This window comes from Spirillospora sp. NPDC000708 (assembly GCF_040299565.1).
GTDB lineage: Bacteria > Actinomycetota > Actinomycetes > Streptosporangiales > Streptosporangiaceae > Spirillospora.
This window is the reverse complement of sequence record NZ_JBEPCJ010000005.1, coordinates 201,368-220,274: the sequence shown is the minus strand read 5'-3', so window position 1 is coordinate 220,274 and position 18,907 is coordinate 201,368. Positions and strand designations below refer to the sequence as shown.

Below are 18,907 nucleotides of genomic sequence, written 5' to 3'. Positions count from 1 at the left end.
ACCGATCATCGAACCCGACGAGATCACTCGCCTGGACGTTCAACGAAGGCCGCGTTTGGGCGGCATGCTCAACGAGTACGAGCGTTGACCTGCGCGAACGTGGTTCTCGACAAGTGCAGGGCGGGCGGTGTGGGGCCATGGGGTTGTGGTGAGAGCCCGCCGGAGGGTGGGTCTGCATCCTCCGGCGAGACCGACTCGGTGGCATCCTCCGAACGCCACTTGACTTGCACGGACGCAATGTTCCGCCCCCACCCGCCGGGTGGCTCGGTCACCGCCGCAGGGAGGATGTCGGTGAGGTCGCGGGGTTGTCGGTCCCGCCGTCGGTGTGGATCTGTCGCCGCCTAGCGGGACAGGGACCGTGCGGCGTCGAGGATGATTCTGATCACGGCGGCCGGGTGGGAGACCATGACGGCGTGCGAGGACCGCACGGTTTCGATGTGTGCCTTGGCGCGAGCGGCCATGTACTTCTGCCCGGCAGGCGGGATGGCCTTGTCGTCGAGGGTGATCAAGTCCCATGACGGGATGGTCTTCCAGGCCGGGTCGCCTGAGGGCTGGGTCTGTGCGGTGGCCGAGAGCGGGCGCTGGGTGGTCGCCATCTCGGTTGCGGTTTCGGCGGGTACATCGGCGGCGAAGACGGCCCGGAAGTCGGCCGGGTCGATGTAGACGTCGGCGTCCTGGCCGCCGGTCGCATAGGGGTTCGGGGCCGGGCGGACGATGAGGGTGGCGGGGCCGAGCAGAGAGCCGGGGAACCGGGCCGGGGGCAGGACGGTCGCCAGGCTTTCGCCCTCGTCCGGTACGTATGCACCGAGATAGACAAGCGCCTTGACGTTGGGGACCCCGCGGGCGGCGTTGGTGATGACCGCACCGCCGTAGGAGTGGCCGACCAGCACGATCGGGCCGGGGATCGTGGTCAGGACGGAGCGTACGTAGTCGGCGTCGCCGGTCAGGCTTCGGAGCTGGTCGGGCGGAGCGATCACGGGGTAGCCGAGTCGGCGCAGAGAAGAGATCTCCGCGTTGAAGCCGCCGGCGTCGGCGAACGCCCCGTGGACGAACACGATCGTGGGCTTGGGGCCTGTCGCATGGGCTGCGGGGCTCGCCTGTGCCGTGGTGACGGCCGTGATGGGGGCCATTGCGGCCAGGGCAGTGCTGAGAATCAGGACGGGACGCTTCCATCGTTGCTTGTGCATGATGCTCTTCTCTCGTCGGATCTTCCTCGGCCGATGACGGACCGGCTTCGTGGACGGTAGGTCGTGCGCTGCCGAACCAAGGGAATGCGGCGGGTTTGAGCAGCGGGGTGCGGTCGGATGGCTCGGGGGCCGGCAGCGAGCTTCAGGGGCCTGACCGCAAACTCCAGGCCCCTGCTCTGCTATTCGTTGAGGAAGGCGAGGAGCGCCGTGTTGACTTCGTCGGGGTGGGTCCAGGCGATGTTGTGCGGCCCGCCCTCGACCCGTACCAGCCGGATGTCGTTGATGAGTGCGGGCAGACGGTCGGCGGTGGCTTCGATGGGCAGGATCCGATCCTCGGTGCCGTGTACGACCAGTACCGGGACGTCGATCTTGGGCAGGTCGTCGCGGAAGTCGGTCAGCCAGGTGTCGACGCAGGCGTAGGTGGCGAACGGCGAGGAACCGGCGGCGACGTTGAAGCCGGCCTGCCAGGCCCGGTCGCTGATCCGTGCCGGTGCGAGCTTGTCCACGTTGTAGAAGTCGTTGAAGAAGCTCTCGAAGTAGGCGTACCGGTCGGCGGTGATGGCTGCCTTGATGTCATCGAAGACCTGGCCGTTGACGCCCTGCGGGTTGTCGGGGGTCTTCAGCAGGAACGGCGGTACCGCGCCGAGCAGCGCGGCCTTGTGCACTCGGGCCGATCCGTATCCGGCGAGGTAGCGGGTGACTTCACCGGTACCCATGGAGAAGCCGACGAGGATGGCGTCGGCCAGATCGAGGCGGTCGAGCAGCGCGGCCAGGTCGGCCGCGAAGGTGTCGTAGTCGTATCCGACGGTGGGTTGGCTGGAGCGGCCGAAGCCGCGTCGGTCGTAGGTGATGACCCGGTGCCCGGCTTGCAGCAGAACCCGGTGCTGACGCTCCCAGGAATGCCCGTCCAATGGGTATCCGTGGATGAGCACGACCGGTCGGCCGTGACCGTGGTCCTCGTAGTAGAGGCTGATGTCGGCGCCGTTCTCGGTGCCCACCTTGACGTACGACATGATGTCCTCCCTCAGCGGACCGGCGGATGCCGGCCTCATCAGCGTCAGGTCGCGTGGTCTCCGTTCGCATCGGGGGAACACCCCAGCCGCATCCGGCGCCAGGTGTGGGCATCGTCCGAGAACACGGCCGAGCCCATGCACCGCAGGCCGCGACCGGTCGGACTTCCGCTCCCGGCCGACGAACCTCGGTCCGGCCCGTCACTGGTCACAGATCGCGCCCGGCGCAGCGGAGGCGAGCCGTTGAATCCGCGGCGCGACGGCAATAGGCGGTACGCGCCGGCCCCGAATTCCCCTATTCACCTGCGCGAGTCGAGTGCGCGGACTGGGGTCTTTCCCCGATACGAGGCGCCCGGTGCGGATGGTGTTCTGAGGTGACACTGGCACCCGAACCTGGAGAGACAGCCATGACGACACCGATCCCCGTCATCTTCATCCATGGGTTGTGGCTTCACGCCGCATCGTGGACTCCCTGGATGGAGTTGTTCGGCGCGGAGGGCTACGCGCCGATCGCCCCCGGCTGGCCGGGCGACCCCGACACCGTGGCCGAGGCCCGTGAGACCCCCGAGAGCATCGCCGACCACGGCATCGACGACGTCGTCGAGCACTTCGCGGGGATCATCCGCACCCTGGACTCGGCTCCGATCCTCATCGGCCACTCCTTCGGCGGGATGATCGCGCAGAAGCTGCTCGGGCAGAACCTGGCCCGCGCGGCCGTCGCGATCGACGCCGCGCAGATCAAGGGCGTGCTCCCGCTGCCGCTGTCCGCGCTGCGCGCCACGCTTCCGGTGTTCAAGAACCCCGCGAACAAGCACCGCGCGGTGTCGCTGACCGCCGAGCAGTTCCGGTTCGCGTTCGGCAACGCCATCCCCGAGGCCGAGTCGGACGCGCTGTTCGAGAAGTGGACGATCCCCGCACCGGGCAAGCCGCTGTTCGAGGCCGCCGCCGCGAACTTCAACCCGCATTCCCCGGCCGCGGTCGACACCGCGAACGCCTCGCGCGGCCCGCTGCTGCTGATGACGGGCGGGAAGGACCACACCGTCCCGGAGGCGGTCGTCCGGGCGACGCTCAAGCAGTACCGGCACTCCGAGGCCGTCACCGACATCACCGACTTCCCCTCCAAGGGCCACTCGCTGACCATCGACAGCGGGTGGCGCGAGGTCGCCGACACCGCACTGACCTGGCTGCGGCAGCAGTCCCTCTAGATCCGTCCGTCGAAGGGAGCCCGCCATGGATCTGGGCCTGTCCGGGAAGACCGCGATCGTCACGGGCGCGAGCAGGGGGATCGGCTTGGCCGTCACACGCGCCCTGGCCGAGGAGGGCGCGTCCGTGGTGGCGGTCTCCAAGAGCGGTTCGACCGAGCTGAAGGCGCTGGAAGAGGCGGGACAGGTGCTCGCGGTCGCGGTGGATCTCACCGACCCGCAGGCGGCGACCGCCGTCGTCGAGGCGGCGGTCTCTTCCTTCGGGGGTCTGGACGTGCTGGTCAACAATGTCGGCGCGGTCCGTCCGCGCGTCGGCGGGTTCCTGTCGGTCACCGACGACGACTGGGACGCGACGCTGACGATCAACCTTCTGGCGGCCGTCCGCATGACCCGCGCCGCTCTTCCCCGGCTGGTGGAGCGCGGCGCGGGCGGCATCGTCACCGTGAGCTCGGTCAACGCCGCGCTGCCCGATCCGCTCGTGATCGACTACAGCGCTGCCAAGGCCGCACTGTCCAGCTTCTGCAAGTCCCTGTCCAAAGAGGTCGGGCCGTCGGGCGTCCGCGTCAACACCGTCAGCCCCGGCCCCGTCGCGACCGCGCTGTGGCTGGGTGACGACGGGGTCGCCGCGACCCTCGCGAGCGCCACCGGCGACGACGCGGGGGCCGTCGCCGACCTGGCCGCGAGCGAGTCCGTCACCGGACGCTTCACCCGCCCGGAGGAGGTCGCCGACCTCGTGGTGTACCTGGCCGGCGACCGGGCCGCGAACATCACCGGCGCCGACTTCACCATCGACGGCGGACTCATCACCACACTGTGATCTCCGAAAGAGCCCTCTGGAGTTCTTGATGCGTAACCGTCCCGTCCTTTCCAGGCCACTCGGCCTTGCCCTGGCCGTGGTGACCGCGGCCGCCGGCCTGACAGCGGCCGCCGCCACCCGGCAGGCGGACGCCGCCCCGCCGACGTCCGCCCAAGCCCAGGAACAGATGCCCGCCGGATTCACCGAGCACAAGGCGCGCGTCGGCCCGGTCGGCATCGACTACGTGATCGGCGGCCGCGGCCCGACATTGGTCCTGATCCACGGCTATCCGCAGACCTGGTACGAGTGGCGGCACATCATGCCGGTTCTCGCCGAGCACTACACGGTCATCGCCCCCGACCTGCGCGGCGCCGGACGCAGCGACGCACCGGCGACCGGCTACGACAAGAAGACGATGGCCGCGGACCTGCACGGACTGCTCGTCCAGCTCGGCCTCTCCAAGGACCTCCGCATCGTGGGGCACGACATCGGCACGATGGTCGCCTACTCCTACGCCGCCGCGCACCGGTCGGACGTGAAGAAGCTGGTCCTGAGCGAGGCGCCGATCCCCGACCCGAGCATCTACACCTTCCCGTCGCTGACCAAGGACGGGCCCGGCGCATGGCACTTCGGCTTCTTCGCCCTCTCCAACGGCATGCCCGAGGAACTCATCCAAGGCCGCGAAACCCTGTGGACCGGCAAGTTCATCGACAACCTCGAAGTCAAGAAGGGATCCGTCAGCCCGGAGGAGGTTTCGGTGTTCGCCGGATACCTGCGGGACAAGGCCCATCTCCAGGCGAGCCTGGCATGGTTCCGCACCCTGCCGCAGGACATGGTGAACGACGCCCGCTACAAGAAGACCAAACTCACCATGCCCGTGCTCGCGATCGGCGCGTCGGGAAGCCTCGGCTCCTCCGTGGGCGACCAGGCGAAGAAGTACGCCAAGCACGTCACCGGCGTCGTCATCCCCGACTCCGGCCACTGGATCTACGAGGAGCATCCCGAGGAGACGACGAACCTCCTCCTCCACTTCCTGGAGGGATCGTCATGACCGCTCTACCCGGCTCCGCGGAGCCGTTCTGGTTCCTGGGCGGACAGGTCCGCGTGCTCGTGCCCGGTAAGGCGACCGGCGGCGCCCTCTCGGTGATGGAGTTCACCGACTCCGCGGGTCACGCGCCGCCACTGCACGTCCACGAGGACGAGGAGGAGATCTGGATCGTCCTGGACGGCAGGGTCAGCTTCTTCGTCGGCGACGAGAGATTCGATCTGGAGCCCGGCCAGGTGGCCCACGGCCCGCGGGGTGTCGCGCACGGCTATCTCGTCCGCAGCGCGACCGCCCGTCTGGCCGCCGTGTTCGCGCCCGGCCGCGTCGAAGACTGGTTCACGGCCAACGGCTCACCGGTCGCCGGCCTCGACGAGGCACCGCCCGCATTCGACCTCGCGGCGATCCTGGCCTCCGCGGACACCTATCACGTGCGGGTCGCAGGGCCTCCGCCCACCGGGTGAGGCGCCGGTGTGGACACGCGCAACGCGGCTCGTGGCCTCGGCTGCCGTTCTCTGGGCAGGCGACCGCTGGTGCCCGACGCCTTGACCCGCGTCGTCCGGAAGCTGTGCGGCGAGTTGCCGGCGCGCCGGGCGGGGTGATGGCCACCGCCAGGAGTTCGTCCGGCGCCTACAGTCGTTTGACGCATTCATCTCGCTGGCGCTCACCGTTACTTTACGCTGATGACCAGCGCATTGTTCGGCCGGGACGCCGAGGTCCGGGCCCTGATGGAGATGATCGGCGAGGTTTCCGAGGAGGGCCAGTGCCTCGTCCTCACCGGGGACCCCGGCATCGGCAAGACGGCCCTGCTGCGCGCCGCCCGGGAGGTCGCGCGCGGCGCGGGCTTCCGGCTTCTGGCGGCCGCTGGGGTGCAGTCCGAGGCGGAGTTGCCGTTCGCCGGGCTGCACCAGGTGCTGCGTCCGCTGCTGCGCTCGATGGCCGGCCTTCCGGACCAGCGCCGGCAGGCGTTGCTGACCGCGTTCGGTCTGGCCGCGGGGGAGCGGCCGGACATCTTCGCCGTCGCGCTGGCGGCGGTGGACCTGCTCGAGGCGGCCGCCAACGAGCAGCCCATCGCCATCCTGGCCGACGACGTGCAGTGGCTGGACGCGCAGAGCCAGGATGTGCTCACGTTCGTCGCGCACCGCCGCTCGCCGCTGCGGATCGCCATCATCGGGACCGTCCGGACCGGGTATCCGGGGCCGTTCGCCTCGGCCGGGCTGCCCGAGATGGCGGTCCGCGGTGTGGACGGCGACGCAGCCGAGGAGATCCTGCGCAGTCTGGCCGGCGTGGCCGGTGTGGCCGATCGGCGCCGTATCAGGGACCAGGCCCAGGGGAACCCGCTGGCGCTGCTTGAGCTGCCCGAGACCCTCACCGGTGCGGCCCATCCGGAGGCCCAGGACTGGCAGCCGCTCACGGCCAGGTTGGAGCGGGCGTTCGGCGGCCGGGTCGCCGAGCTGGACCAGGCCGCCCGTGATGCGCTGCTGATCGCGGCCGTCGACCCGGTCGACGACGCGGCGGAGATCCTGTCCGCCACAGCGGTGCTGCACGGGGCCCCGGTCACCGCCGATGCCCTCCGTCGGGCCGAGGAGGTCGGCCTGGTCCAGGTCGAGCACGGTCGCCTGGTGCTGCGCCACCCGCTCATGCGCTCGGGCGTGCTGCAGGCCGAGACTCTGGAGCGCAGGCACGCCGCCAACGCCGCCGTCGCCGCGGTGCTGGACGCCGATCCGTACCGGCGCGCCTGGCACCGGGGGCAGTCGATCGTCGGCCCCGACGAGGAGATAGCCGACGAGTTGGAGACGAGCGCGGCGACGGCCGTCGGCCGGGGCGCGGTCATGTCCGCGATAGGCATGCTGCATCGGTCGGCCCAGCTGACCGGCGACTCGGCCCAGCGGGGGCACCGTCTGCTGGTGGCCGCGGAGCACGCCTTCAGCCTGGGCCGGCAGGAGCAGGTGGGCCTCCTGGTGACGGCTGCGGAGCGATGCGACCTGTCCGAGCTCGACTGGGCACGGGCACAGTGGCTGCGGGAGATCTTCCACGACGGGGTGCCGGGCGACGCCGCGCGGGTGCATCAGCTCTGCGACGTGGCGCGGCAGTCCAGCGGGGCGGGCGACCGCGATCTGGCGCTGAACCTGCTGCTCGGGGCGGCGCTGCGGTGCTGGTGGGCCGACACCGGGCCCGCTGCGAGGGACGACGTGGTCGCCACCGCGAAGGCCCTGGCCGGCGGGGCGGGTACCACGCATGACCACCGGTACGTCGCCACGCTCGCGCTCGCCGGGCCGGTGGTCGAATGCGGCACTGTCGTGGAGTTGCTGTCCGAGGTCCGGCCGGCGGACATCGCCGACGCCGACGCGCTGCGGGTCTTCGGCATCGCCGCCACCGCGATCGGTGATCCGGTCAGCAGCCTGGCCTTCCTCGGACGGGCGGAGGCGCTGCTGCGGAGCCAGGGGCGGCTGGCGCTGCTGTCCCAGGTGCTCTCGCTGTGCGTCGTCAACCGGCTGGAGACCGGCGACTGGGACGGAGCACAGGCCGCCGCCGGGGAGGGGGAGCTGCTGGCGAAGGAGACCGGCCAGCCGATCTGGCGTATCGGTGCCCTCGCCTGCGACGCGCTGAGCAGCGCGTTCCGAGGTGATACGGACCAGGCGCTCAGCTACGCGGCCGAGGTGGAGGCGGCGGCGAGCCGGCAGCGGTTGAACCATCTGCTGTCGATGGCGCAGCTCGCGAAGGGAGCCGCGCTGTCGGCCGCCGGACGGCACGACCAGGCGTACCGGGAACTGGCGCGGGCGTTCCGCACCGACGATCCGAGCTTCCACCAGCGGGAGCGATTCGGGGCCGTGATGTTCCTCGCCGAGGCGGCGGTCGAGGCGGGGCGGCAGGCCCACGCGAACGCTTTCGTAGCCGAGTTGTCGCAGGTGGCCACCAAGACTCCGTCACCGCTACTGATCGTTCACCTCCGCTATGCTCGTGCCGTGCTCGCTGATGACGCAACCGCCGGTCCGCTTTACGCGGACCTGATGAACCAGGATTTCGCCGGGTGGCCCTGGGCCGAGGCCTGCGCGAACCTGGCGTACGGCGGCTGGCTGAGGCGGCTCGGTCGGCGCACGGAGGCGATGGCGGCGCTGCGGCCGGCGGCCGCGGAGCTCGACCGCATCGGCGCCGCACCCTGGGCTGACCGCGCACGAGCCGAGCTCGGGGCAGCCGGCGGCGGACTCTAGGATGCCGGAGCCGGTCGGGCTGATAGGCAGGGACAGGGAGCAGCGGGTCCTTGCCGACCTGATCGGCTCGATCGAGGACGAGGGCGCGGCGATCATCGTCGTGGGAGATCCGGGCATCGGGAAGACGTCCTTGCTGCGCGCCGCCGCCGCCCACGGCAAGAGCGCCGGCGCCACCGTCCTGTCCGCCGCCGGCGTCGAGGCGGAGGCGCACCTCCCGTTCGCGGGTCTGCACCAGCTGCTGCGGCCGGTGCTGACCGAAACCGGCCAACTGCCTGAGCCGCAGCGTGACGCTCTGCACGCCGCGTTCGGCATGCACTCCTCCTACGCCGCCGAACGGACGCCGGAGCTGTTCATGATCGCTCTGGCGACCCTGAACATGCTCACGGACGTCGCGTCCCGGCAGCCACTGCTCATCGCCGTCGACGACGTCCAGTGGCTCGACCAGCCCACCCAGGACGTCCTCGGCTTCATCGCGCGCCGCATCGGCAGCGATCCCTGCGTACTGATCGGGGTGGTCCGCGCCGGGCACGACAGCGTGTTCGCCGCCACCGACCTGCCGCAACTGAACCTCGACCGCCTCGCCGAGCAAGACGCGCGCACGCTGCTGGACAGGCACGCCGCCGACCTGCGGTACGCCGACCGGGAGCGCATTCTGCGAGAGGCGGCCGGGAACCCGCTGGCCCTCACCGAGCTACCACTGGCCCTGCGCTCGGCGAGCCGGCTCGCGGCGGAGCACGGGGAGCAGCCGCCGCACTCGCTCCAACTGACGGCGCGGCTGGAGCGCGCGTTCGCCGCGCGACTGGACGACCTGCCGCCGCTCTGCCGGGACGCGCTGCTGATCGCGGCCGTGGACGACACCGGCGACCTGGGGGAGATCATCGCGGGCACCGCGACCCTCGCCGGGCAGGACGTGCACGTTGCGGTGCTGGAGGCCGCCGTCGCTGCCGGGCTCGTCCGGTTCGACGCCCTCCACGCGCACTTCCGGCATCCGCTGGTGCGCGCGGCCATCATCGGCAAGGAGTCCGTCGCCCGCAAGCAGGCGGCCCACGCGGCGCTGGCCGAGGTGCTCACCGGCGAGCCGTACCGCCGGGTCTGGCACCGGGCGCAGTCCATCGGCGGGCAGGACGACGAGGTGGCCGACGAGATGGAGCGGGCGCACACCATCCCGTTGCGCCGCGGCTCGGTGTCCGAGGTGATCTGGGCCCTGGAACGGTCGGCCGAGCTCAGCACCGACTCGGCCACGCGGGGGCGGCGGCTGATGCTCGCCGCCGAGCACGCCTTCGGCCTCGGCCGCGCCGACCTCGTCGACCAGTTGCTGGACCGCGCGGGACGCACCTCGCTGTCCCGGCTCGATCAAGTACGGATGCAGTGGCTCCGGGAGATCTTCCACGACGGTGTGCCCGGCGACGCCGACCACGTCTTCGCGCTCTGCGAGTCGGCGCAGGAGGCGATCGACGCGGGCGACTCGGCACTCGCGCTGAACCTGCTGCAGGCGGCCGGGCTGCGCTGCTGGTGGGCGGACACCGGCCCGGCGGCGCGGGTCCGGGTCTGCGAGGTGGCCCGCCGGATCGACCGCCCGCCCGGTGACGCCCAGCTCACGGCCATCTTCAGCATCGCCGACCCGCTGGGCGAGTACCGGACGGTGGCGGAGAGCCTGGCGAGGGCGCGACTGGAGGACATCACCGACCCGGCCGCGCTCTGGCTCTACGGCATGGCCGCGGCCGCGGTAGCCGATCCGGTCCGCTCGGTCGACTTCCTGGGCCGTGCGGAGACCGTGCTGCGCCAGCAGGGCAGGCTGGGCCTGCTGTCCCAGGTGCTGACGATGAGCGTGATCGACAGCATGGAGATCGGCGATTGGGAGCATGCCTGGGCCGCCAGCGAGGAGGGGCGTCGGCTGGCGGTGGACACCGGGCAGGCGATCTGGGACGCCGGCTCGCAGGCGCTGTACGCCATGCTCCTGGCGCTGCGCGGCGACCACGAGCAGGCGCTGGCGATCGTGGACGAGACGGAGCGGTCGGCGGCGGGCAGAAGGCTCAGCAACCTGCTGGCCTGCGGGCAGCTCGCACGTGGGTTCGCCCACCTGAGCGCGGGCCGGCACGCTGACGCGTACCACGCGCTGCGGCAGCTGTTCGATCCGGACGATCCGGCCTTCCATGTGCACGAACGGTTCCACGGCGTCAGCTTCCTCGCCGAGGCGGCGGTGCGCGCGGGCCTGGCCGACGAGGCCCGCGAACTGATCGCCGACCTGGAAGCGGAGGCCGTCACCGTCCAATCGCCCATCCTGGTCAGGCAGCTCACCTATGCGCGCGCGGTGCTGGCCTCCGACGACGCGGCGGAAGAGGCCTTCCTGGCCGCGCTCGGCGCGGACCTGACCCGCTGGCCGTGGCTGCGGGCCCGGCTCGAGCTGGCCTTCGGGCAGTGGCTGCGCCGGCAGCGCCGGGTCGCCGAGGCCCGGCGCCCCCTGCACTCCGCGCAGCTCACCTTCGACCTGATCGGTGCACGAAGCTGGGCCGAGGCGACGAGGATCGAACTGCGCGCCGCCGGGGGCCGTGCCCAGTCCGCCACCAGACAGACCACCGGGCTGGCCTCACTGACGGCTCAGGAACTGCAGATCGCCAGGCTCGCCGCCGAGGGCCTGTCCAACAAGGAGATCGGCGAGCGGCTGTACCTGTCGCACCGCACGGTCGGCAGCCACCTGTACCGGATCTTCCCCAAGCTGGACGTCAGCACCCGGGCACAGCTCGCCGCGTTGCTGGGTGTGCAGGGCTCAGGCGGCTCCTGACGCGGCCCGCGTCCGGCCCGATGACCGATCCACGACCGCACCGGTACTCATCGACGCCTGATGGTGATCACACAGAGTGCGTTCTGGTCGCCCGGCGTACCGTGACGCGGTTCGGATACTCAGTCGGATGCCAGACGAGTCCCGACGCTCGCGAGCCTAGATTCGGCCCTACCACCGCCAGGCGGGAGTTCGAAGGAACGGGAGGGCCCAGTGCGCAGGCTCGAAGAGGCACACGGAGGCGACGGGCCGGGAGGCGGCCTCCCCGCCCGGCGGAACGGACGACGGAGCTGGAGTTCGCCGGCCTGCACGGGCTCCGCGCGCCGTTCCCGGGCCACTTGCCGCGGCTGCCCGCGGTCATGAACCGCCAGGTCGGGCTCGCCGACGAATCGGATGCGCTCACCCCGCAGGTCGGCGGCCCGGACGCCCTTGCCGGGGAGCTGCCGGCGGCGGGCGCTCTGGCCTGCGAGGCGGACGCGGTCGCGCACATCCCGTTCGTCGGCCGCCACAAGGAGCTGCGCGTCCTGGCGGATCTCCTCACCGGGGTCCGTGAGGGCCACAGCGGCACACTGGTACTGGTCGGCGAGCCCGGGATCGGCAAGACCAGCCTGCTCGACCAGGCCGCCGCCGGCTACCCGGACGTCCGCGCCGTCCGTATCGCCGGAGTCGAATCGGAGATGCGCCTCGCTTTCGCGGCGCTGCACCGCCTGCTGCGCCCATGGCTGCCCGGCATCGACGCTCTCCCCGCCCCGCAGCGCGACGCGTTGCACACGGCGTTCGGCCGTATGGCCGGCCCCCCGGCCGACCGCTACCTGGCGGGCATGGCCGCTCTCACCCTTCTCGCCGGCGCAGCCGAGCCTCAGCCGCTCCTCTGCGTGGTCGACGACGCGCAGTGGCTCGACCGGGAGTCGGCCGAGGCCCTGGCCTTCGTTGCGCGCCGCCTGTACGCCGAGGCCATCGGGCTGCTGTTCGCCACGCGCCGGCACGGGCAGGCCGCGTTCGACGGGCTCCCCGCCATGACGGTGTCCGGGCTGCCCGACGACGACGCCGTAAGCCTGCTGTCGAGGAGCGTCGCCGGACGCCTCGACGGCACCGTCGCCGCAAGGATCGTCACCGGCACCGGCGGTAACCCGCTGGCACTGATCGAGCTCGCCCGCGCGCTCACCCCGGAACAGCTCACCGGCCTCGCTCCGCTGCCCAAGCCTCTCCCGGTCGGCAGTCTCCTCGAGACCCACTTCCTGCGAAAGATCGAGCGACTCCCCGCGGGGACGCGATCACTGCTCCTGCTCGTCTCCGCCGCGCCGCCGGAGAACCTCCGGTTGCTCTGGCGGGCCGCCGGACATCTTGGAATCGCCGGCGATGGGGCCGATCTCGCGATATCCGCGAACATCCTGACTCCGTCCCTGGACTTCCGGCACCCGCTGATCCGCTCGGCCGTCTACCGGGGCGCCGACGCTGCGGACCGGCGGCTCGTCCACGCCGCCCTCGCGGCGGTGAGCGATCCCGTGCTCGACCCCGACCACCATGCGTGGCACCGTGCGGAGGCCACGATCGGGCTCGACGAGGAGGTGGCCGCCGAGCTGGAGAGCGCCTCCGAACGTGCGCGGGCCCGCGGAGGCCATACCGAGCAGGCCGCCTTCCTGTCCCGCGCGGCGGACCTTTCCCCCGATCCTCGCGATCAGGCCGCCCGCCTCGTCGCGGCGGCCCGCGCCCACCTCGTGCTCGGGGATCCCGCCGCCGCCGGCCGGATGCTCGACCGGGCAGAGCACGGTCTCGATCACCCCGTGCTCCGGGCCCTCGCCCGTCAGACCAGGGCGACGGCCGAGACGTACTCCGGCCGGTTCGCCGCCGCACCCGCGATCCTCCTGGAGGCGGCGAAGTCGATCGCCGGATCGGACGCCCGTCTGGCGCGGAAGATGATGTTCGAGGCGCTCCAGGCCGTCCTGCTCACCGACGGCCACATCGCCACCCTCACCCAGCAGGACCTCGCCCGCGAAGTGCTGGCGTCGCCCGCGACGCAGCCGCCGGAACCGACCTACACCGATCTGCTCCTGAACGGCTACGCCACGCGCATCGCCGTCGGCCACCGGTCCGCCGCGCCGCTGATGCGCAGCGCACTGACCGCTCTGGGCACAGACCGGCACCTCACCGAAGAAGGCCTGCCCCTCGCCGTCATCAGCATGTTCGCGGCCGATGAGGTATGGGACGACGAGGGCGGGCGCCGGGCGTGGCGGCGGCTCGAAGCCTACGACCGGACCAATGGGGCGCTGGGCGTGCTCCGGAGCACGCTCATGGTCGGAGCCACCTGGGAACTGCGGGCGGGCCGATTCCAAGCGGCCGAAGCGCTCCACGATGAGCTGGCGGAACTCTCCGAGGTCGTCGGACAGCCGCGCCCTGGGGCGATCCAGCGGATCGAGCTCCTGGCCTGGAGCGGCAGAGAGGCCGAGATACGAGCGATGGCGGCAGAAGGCATCGGCTTCGACGACCTCGCCATGAACTCCCTGGCCGTCTTGGAGAACAGCCTCGGACATTACGGCGAAGCGCTGGCCCGTGCCCTGCCCTCGTTCGAGCGCGACCGGCCCGGTCTCGCCGCCCGGTCCCTGCACGAGATCGTCGAGGCGGGCGTGCGCAGCGGCGACGACAACGCCGCGAAGGTCGCACTCGCCAGGCTGGAGGAGCGCGCCACGGCCGGCCGGACGCCGTGGGGCCTGGGCCTCCTCGCCCGCTGCAGGGCGCTGATGTCCGACGACAAGCAGGCCGAGGAGCGCTACCGCGAATCAGTGGACCTGCTCGGCCGCACCCAGATCGTGACCGAGCTCGCCCGGACCCACCTGCTGTTCGGCGAGTGGCTTCGGCGGCGCCGACGCCGCGCCGACGCCCGCGCCGAACTTCGGATCGCGTACGAGATGTTCACGACCATGGGCGCCGCGGCCTTCGCCGAACGGGCCAAGACCGAACTCCTGGCAACGGGGGAGCGGCCCCGCAGACGCGACGAGCAGACCACCTACGGCCTGACGCCGCAGGAGAAACAGGTCGCGAGCCTCGCCGCCGCCGGAGCGACCAACGACGAGATCGCGGCCCGCCTGTTCCTCAGCACCTCCACCGTCGAGTACCACCTCACCAAAGTCTTCCGGAAACTCGCCATCAGCTCGCGCCGCAAACTCGCCTCCGTCCTACGCGACGACGCCTGAATCCACGGCGGACGGTGGGCGCCGGCCTCCGGTCGAACTCGAGCCGGCCGAACAGGTCGCTGTCGTCACCGGGCGAGCAGGGGCTTCGGCGCCGCCATCGTCCGGGCACTCGTCGGCGGAGGTGCCCGCCCGTCGTCGGAGGATCTCGCGGAGTTGGTGCGAACCGGAGCGGTCGACATCGTCGAAGTCGACCTCACCGACTCCGTAGGCCGTCCCGGCTGGTCGCCGCCGCAGGTGACCGGATCGACATTCCGGTCAACGCGTCGGCGGAGCGTCCGTACACCTCGGCGGCTCCGCGACGAGATCGATCAGCAGTGGAAGGCATCGGTGGAGCTCAACCTGCCAGCTGCCGTGCGGACCACACGAAGCTCCCTGCCGGTGATGCTCGAACAAGGACACCGGGCCATCCTCAACACCGGGCTCGGTCAACGCGACCGGGACGTCACCGGCCGCCCGGTGCGCAGCGGGGGCGCGTCCATCGGGCAGTGGAACCCCGGCTCGGGTGCCGCTCGGCGCGGATTGCGGATCGTCGCCGCCGCTACGAGCCCCGCCAAGGCGCACAGGGACGCGGCGATCAGCACTGCCGTGTGGAAGCCGGCGGAGAACGAGGCCGGATGCAGGTAAGCGTCCCCGGTGATTCCGGCGGCGGCCGGGAAGACGGCGACGGCGATGAGGGAGGCGGTGCGGGCCACGTCGTTGTTGACGGCCGAGGCAGTCCCCGCGCGCTCGGCGGGCACGGCGGCCAGGACAGTGGACGTCAGCGGCGCCACGGTGATCGCCAGACCGAGACCGAAGACGGCGACGCCGGGCAGCACCTCGGAGATGTAGTCGCCGGACGGGCCGATCCAGGTGAACAGTGCGAACCCGGCGCCGATGACGATCGGGCCGACGGTCATCTGCAGGCGCGGCCCGATCCGGGCGGCGAGCGCGCCGGACCGGGCGGACAGGGCGAGCGTGATCGCGGTGACCGGCAGCAGCGAGATGCCCGCTTCGAGTGCGCTGTACCCCGACACCTGCTGCAGCTGGATGGGCAGCAGGAACAGCGCGCCGCCGAGTGCCCCGTACACGACGAAGGTGACGGCGTTCGTCGCGCTGAACGGTACGGAGCGGAACAGTCCCAGCGGAAGCATCGGCCGGCTGATCCGCCGTTCCAGCAGCAGGAACGCGACGATCAGCACCCCGCCCGCGACGATCGCGGGAACGCCGGACGCGCCCCTGATCAGCCCGTACGTCAGGCCGACGAGCCCGAGGGTGACCAGTGTGCCGCCCGCGAGGTCGATCCGGCCCGTCGCGTCCGGGGCGCGGGACTCGGGGACGTGCCGCACCGCCAGCGCGACCACCAGCGCGGCGACCGGCAGGTTGATCAGGAAGATCAGCCGCCAGGAGCCCGCCTGCACCAGCCAGCCGCCGACGAAGGGGCCGACCGCCGTGGCGACTCCGCTCAGCCCGGACCAAGCGCCGATCGCGCGGCCCCGGTCGTCGGGATGGAACGAGGCCTCCAGGATCGCCAGGCTGCCCGGGGTGAGCAGTGCGCCGCCGACGCCTTGGAGCGCCCGCGCTGCGATGAGCGCGCCCGGGTTCGGTGCGACCGCGCACAGTGCGGACGCCACCGCGAACCAGACGACGCCGATGACGAACACGCGGCGACGGCCGTAGCGGTCCCCGAGCGCGCCCGCGACCAGCAGCAGCCCGGCGAGCGTGAGGGTGTAGCCGGTGACGATCCATTGCAGGTTCGCCAGGCCGGTGCCGAAGTCACGGCCGATGGCGGGCAGCGCGATGCCCACGACGGTGGCGTCGAGCGAGGCGACCGCCGACCCGAGGACGGTGGCGGCGAGCACCCACCGTCCCCGGGCGCTGGCGTAGCGGAGGTCCATGCCGTCAGCGGGCGGCCAGGATCGTCTTGCCGGGCGCGTGCGGCAGCCGGCCGCCCTCGAAGGCGCGGCGCCCCCTGATCGCGGTGGCGGCCTTGTCCTCGCCGAGCAAGACGACCGGTGTGCGCATATGGGTCATGATCTCTTCCTGTCCGCGGAGTGATCGGATGCCACCGATGATGCACCGGGGCCCGCCACCGGGCTTGAGTCAACCGACTGCACGTACGTCTTGCGTCGGTGACCGCACTGCTGTGCAGTCGGCGGCCGAGTTGGGTGACGCAAGCCCCGGGCGTGGGCGGTCGTTCCTAGCGTCGGGGGCGACGGCACCCCACCGGTCGGAGCCCGGCCATGGCGCAGCTCGCCGCCCGCCCGCAAGGCCATCACCGACCAGTACGTCTTCGGCAGCGACGCGGCCACTGTGCTGACCACGAAGGTGACAACTCGCTGGCCGGGCCGAGCGGACGCCCGTCTTCCGCTACGAGTTCAAGATCGAGATGCTGGGCGTCCCGATATGAGCGCGCGACGGTGCACATCGCCGTGATCGGCGAGTGGCTGCGACCAGGGCCGACCAGCACGCCCAACGACTTCTGAAACAAGGCCTAGATGAGGAGGCTGCCACTGTTCCAGCCGGGGCTCTCTTCGTGCCACCTCGGGAGCCGGTGTCGGGAGCCAACGTCTTCAGGCTTCCACCGACTCACCGCGTGACGGTGCTGGACGGCGAGCGTGAGCTGATCGCGGGCAAGCGCGGCACGACGAGATTGGGCTTTGCGCTGGCGCTGAAGGCACCCGACCGGGTCACCCGGATGGTGCGGTCGGCGCTGCACATGGCCGAGGAGAACTGGTCCGCGGTGATCGCGGTCCGGCTGGATCCGCAGGTGCGGGGCCGGCTGCTGGACCTGATCGAGTTCCGCCTGGACCGGCAGGAGCAGCAGGGTGACGCCGACGACCAGGCACCGCGGTGGCCGTTCCGACTGGGCATCAGCGCGCCGGCCCTGGTGACGTTCTGGGTGGCGCGGCCGAGCACCGTGCCGGTGCTCTGCCGGCCGCGCTCGCCACCCTCGGTCTGGGGACGGGCCCTATTCGGCTTCGGCGAGGATCCTGGTGAGGGCCTCGACGGCCTGTCCGGCGTCGGGGCCTTCGGCGTGGAGGGTGACCGTGGCGCCGGCGGTGGCGCCGAGGCCGAGGACGGCGAGAATGCCGGCGGCGTTCGCGGTGCGGTCCTGGTACCGGAGGGTCACGGCGGACCGGAACCGCGCGGCGGCCTGGGCGAGCTGACCGGCGGGCCGGGCGTGCAGGTTCGCCGGGAGGACGACGTCGGCGGCGGCGATCGTCGCGGCGGGGTCAGAACTTGCTGGCATGGCGGGCCTCCTCGGCGGCGGCGACGACGGCGGGCAGGTCGGCCGTGGCCGCCAGGACGGCGGCGGCGACGGCGCCCTCGACGAAGGGCGCGTCGACCATGATCACGGCAGGGTCGGGGTGGTCGGCCAGGACGGCGCGGGCGGTGAGCACCGAGCTGCCCAGATCGGTCAGGACCGCGACCCCCGCCCCGCGGTCGGCCGCGGTGATCGCCTCGCGGACCCTCTCATAGCTCGTGCCGATCCGGCCGTCATCGGTTCCGCCGACGGGCTGGACGGGCACCGTGTCCGGCGCGACCTGGCGGACGAGGTCGGCCAGCCCGTCGGCGAGGTCGGGGCTGTGCGACACGAGTACGATCCCAACTGGTTGCTGCATGAACAGAGACTGTAGATTCCGGAACGTCGTTCAGCAATACCGAACAGCGAGTGAGTGATGATCCAATCTGTGCAACGGGCCGTGGGGATTCTGAGAGAGCTGGCGGGCGCCGGCCGGCGGCTCGGGGTCACGGAGCTGGCCGAGCGCCTGGGCGTCGCCAAGCCGACCGTGCACGCGATGCTGCGGACGCTGGAGGCCGAAGGCCTGGTGGTGCAGGACGCCGACTCCAGCCGCTACGCCCTCGGCCCGGGGCTGGTGCTGCTCGGCAACGCCTACCTGGACGGTCACGAACTGCGCACGCGCTCGCTCACCTGGGCCGACCAGCTGGCCACGCGGGCCGGGGAGGCGGTCTGGGTGGGCGTGCTGGCCGGCGACCATGTCCTGGTCGTCCACCATGCCTTCCGGCCTGAGGGAGCCGTGCAGATCCTGGAGGTGGGGGCGAGCGTCCCCTGGAGCGCCTGCGCACTGGGCAAGGCGATCGTGGCGTTCGAGTCCGAGGCGGTGGAGGCGCGGCTGCTGGGCGGCGATCTCGCGGTACTGACCGGTGCCAGCATCACCTCGCCCGAGCGGCTGGCGGAGCAGCTCGCCGACGTCCGGCAGCGGGGCTACGCGTTGGAGGAGCAGGAGGCCACGCTCGGGGACGCGGCCATCGCGGCGCCCGTCTTCGATCGGTCAGGGCAGGTCGCGGGCGCCATCGGCGTGGTGGGGCCGGTCGAGCGGCTGCTGGCCGGGCCGCGGGTCGAGGAGCTCGCCGTGGCGGTCCGGGAGACCGCCCGCAACCTGTCCCGCGATCTGGGCGCGGGCCGCGGCCAGCTCCGCCGCGCCGCGAGCTGAGCGCGCCCCCGCTGGTGCGCGCTGCCGGTGCGCACTGCCGCTGATGTGAGCC

The 18,907-nt window shown here is 71.8% G+C and carries 14 protein-coding genes; 8 read left to right on the top strand and 6 right to left on the bottom strand.

The window, feature by feature from the left end; translation table 11 throughout:
* Positions 1-341: 341 nt before the first annotated feature.
* Complete coding sequence (locus ABT299_RS06570) at positions 342-1,130, bottom strand: alpha/beta fold hydrolase (protein ID WP_500250024.1); 789 nt, start codon at positions 1,128-1,130, stop codon at positions 342-344.
* A 236-nt stretch (positions 1,131-1,366) separates the two neighbouring features.
* The gene (locus ABT299_RS06565) at positions 1,367-2,200 is read right to left on the bottom strand and encodes an alpha/beta fold hydrolase (RefSeq protein ID WP_500250023.1); all 834 of its coding nucleotides are present in this window, start codon (positions 2,198-2,200) and stop codon (positions 1,367-1,369) included.
* A 404-nt stretch (positions 2,201-2,604) separates the two neighbouring features.
* On the opposite strand from ABT299_RS06565, the gene ABT299_RS06560 reads away from it, so the two are divergent.
* The 7 genes from ABT299_RS06560 (at position 2,605) to ABT299_RS06530 (ending at position 14,419) form a co-directional block, all read left to right on the top strand.
* Positions 2,605-3,402 carry an alpha/beta hydrolase gene (locus tag ABT299_RS06560; RefSeq protein WP_500250022.1) on the top strand — a complete coding sequence of 266 codons (798 nt, stop codon included), beginning with the start codon at positions 2,605-2,607 and terminating at the stop codon, positions 3,400-3,402.
* 25 nt (positions 3,403-3,427) lie between these two features.
* Positions 3,428-4,216, top strand: a complete 789-nt coding sequence (locus tag ABT299_RS06555; RefSeq protein WP_500250021.1) for an SDR family NAD(P)-dependent oxidoreductase — start codon at positions 3,428-3,430, stop codon at positions 4,214-4,216.
* Positions 4,217-4,295: 79 nt separating this feature from the next.
* Positions 4,296-5,246, top strand: a complete 951-nt coding sequence (locus tag ABT299_RS06550) for an alpha/beta fold hydrolase (RefSeq protein ID WP_500250020.1) — start codon at positions 4,296-4,298, stop codon at positions 5,244-5,246.
* A complete protein-coding gene (locus ABT299_RS06545; RefSeq protein ID WP_500250019.1) occupies positions 5,243-5,701 on the top strand; it encodes a cupin domain-containing protein in 459 nt (152 codons plus the stop codon). The genes ABT299_RS06550 and ABT299_RS06545 overlap by 4 nt, the downstream gene beginning before the upstream one ends.
* Before the next feature lie 219 nt (positions 5,702-5,920).
* Entirely contained in the window at positions 5,921-8,449 is a 2,529-nt protein-coding gene (locus ABT299_RS06540) for an AAA family ATPase (protein WP_387028307.1), read from the top strand.
* 1 nt (position 8,450) lies between these two features.
* On the top strand, positions 8,451-11,231 hold the full coding sequence (locus ABT299_RS06535) for a helix-turn-helix transcriptional regulator (protein WP_500250018.1): 2,781 nt from the start codon (positions 8,451-8,453) through the stop codon (positions 11,229-11,231).
* Positions 11,232-11,587: 356 nt separating this feature from the next.
* Entirely contained in the window at positions 11,588-14,419 is a 2,832-nt protein-coding gene (locus ABT299_RS06530; protein WP_500250017.1) for a helix-turn-helix transcriptional regulator, read from the top strand.
* Positions 14,420-14,844: 425 nt separating this feature from the next.
* Here the strand turns inward: ABT299_RS06530 and ABT299_RS06525 are convergent, their stop codons facing one another.
* The 4 genes from ABT299_RS06525 to dhaM form a co-directional block, all read right to left on the bottom strand.
* Positions 14,845-16,293 (bottom strand): MFS transporter, encoded by a 1,449-nt coding sequence (locus ABT299_RS06525; RefSeq protein WP_500250016.1) that lies wholly within the window; start codon positions 16,291-16,293, stop codon positions 14,845-14,847.
* 4 nt (positions 16,294-16,297) lie between these two features.
* Entirely contained in the window at positions 16,298-16,420 is a 123-nt protein-coding gene (locus tag ABT299_RS06520) for a hypothetical protein (protein WP_500250015.1), read from the bottom strand.
* 946 nt (positions 16,421-17,366) lie between these two features.
* Positions 17,367-17,648, bottom strand: coding sequence for an HPr family phosphocarrier protein (locus tag ABT299_RS06515; protein ID WP_500250014.1), 282 nt, complete (start codon positions 17,646-17,648; stop codon positions 17,367-17,369).
* Positions 17,632-18,021, bottom strand: a complete 390-nt coding sequence (dhaM, locus tag ABT299_RS06510; RefSeq protein ID WP_387028298.1) for a dihydroxyacetone kinase phosphoryl donor subunit DhaM — start codon at positions 18,019-18,021, stop codon at positions 17,632-17,634. Before dhaM ends, ABT299_RS06515 begins: the two co-directional genes overlap by 17 nt.
* A 57-nt stretch (positions 18,022-18,078) precedes the next feature.
* Here dhaM and ABT299_RS06505 point away from each other — a divergent pair, with 57 nt between their 5' ends.
* A complete protein-coding gene (locus ABT299_RS06505) occupies positions 18,079-18,855 on the top strand; it encodes an IclR family transcriptional regulator (RefSeq protein ID WP_190853559.1) in 777 nt (258 codons plus the stop codon).
* Positions 18,856-18,907 lie beyond the last annotated feature (52 nt).

Excerpts from the sequence above, each read along its gene's own strand:
- ABT299_RS06515 (WP_500250014.1), bottom strand. The coding sequence starts at position 17,648 with ATGCCAGCAAGTTCTGACCCCGCCGCGACGATCGCCGCCGCCGACGTC.
- ABT299_RS06570 (WP_500250024.1), bottom strand. The coding sequence starts at position 1,130 with ATGGCCCCCATCACGGCCGTCACCACGGCACAGGCGAGCCCCGCAGCC.
- ABT299_RS06565 (WP_500250023.1), bottom strand. The coding sequence starts at position 2,200 with ATGTCGTACGTCAAGGTGGGCACCGAGAACGGCGCCGACATCAGCCTC.
- ABT299_RS06560 (WP_500250022.1), top strand. The coding sequence starts at position 2,605 with ATGACGACACCGATCCCCGTCATCTTCATCCATGGGTTGTGGCTTCAC.
- ABT299_RS06555 (WP_500250021.1), top strand. The coding sequence starts at position 3,428 with ATGGATCTGGGCCTGTCCGGGAAGACCGCGATCGTCACGGGCGCGAGC.
- dhaM (WP_387028298.1), bottom strand. The coding sequence starts at position 18,021 with ATGCAGCAACCAGTTGGGATCGTACTCGTGTCGCACAGCCCCGACCTC.
- ABT299_RS06545 (WP_500250019.1), top strand. The coding sequence starts at position 5,243 with ATGACCGCTCTACCCGGCTCCGCGGAGCCGTTCTGGTTCCTGGGCGGA.
- ABT299_RS06505 (WP_190853559.1), top strand. The coding sequence starts at position 18,079 with ATGATCCAATCTGTGCAACGGGCCGTGGGGATTCTGAGAGAGCTGGCG.
- ABT299_RS06525 (WP_500250016.1), bottom strand. The coding sequence starts at position 16,293 with ATGGACCTCCGCTACGCCAGCGCCCGGGGACGGTGGGTGCTCGCCGCC.
- ABT299_RS06530 (WP_500250017.1), top strand. The coding sequence starts at position 11,588 with ATGAACCGCCAGGTCGGGCTCGCCGACGAATCGGATGCGCTCACCCCG.
- ABT299_RS06520 (WP_500250015.1), bottom strand. The coding sequence starts at position 16,420 with ATGCGCACACCGGTCGTCTTGCTCGGCGAGGACAAGGCCGCCACCGCG.
- ABT299_RS06535 (WP_500250018.1), top strand. The coding sequence starts at position 8,451 with ATGCCGGAGCCGGTCGGGCTGATAGGCAGGGACAGGGAGCAGCGGGTC.
- ABT299_RS06540 (WP_387028307.1), top strand. The coding sequence starts at position 5,921 with ATGACCAGCGCATTGTTCGGCCGGGACGCCGAGGTCCGGGCCCTGATG.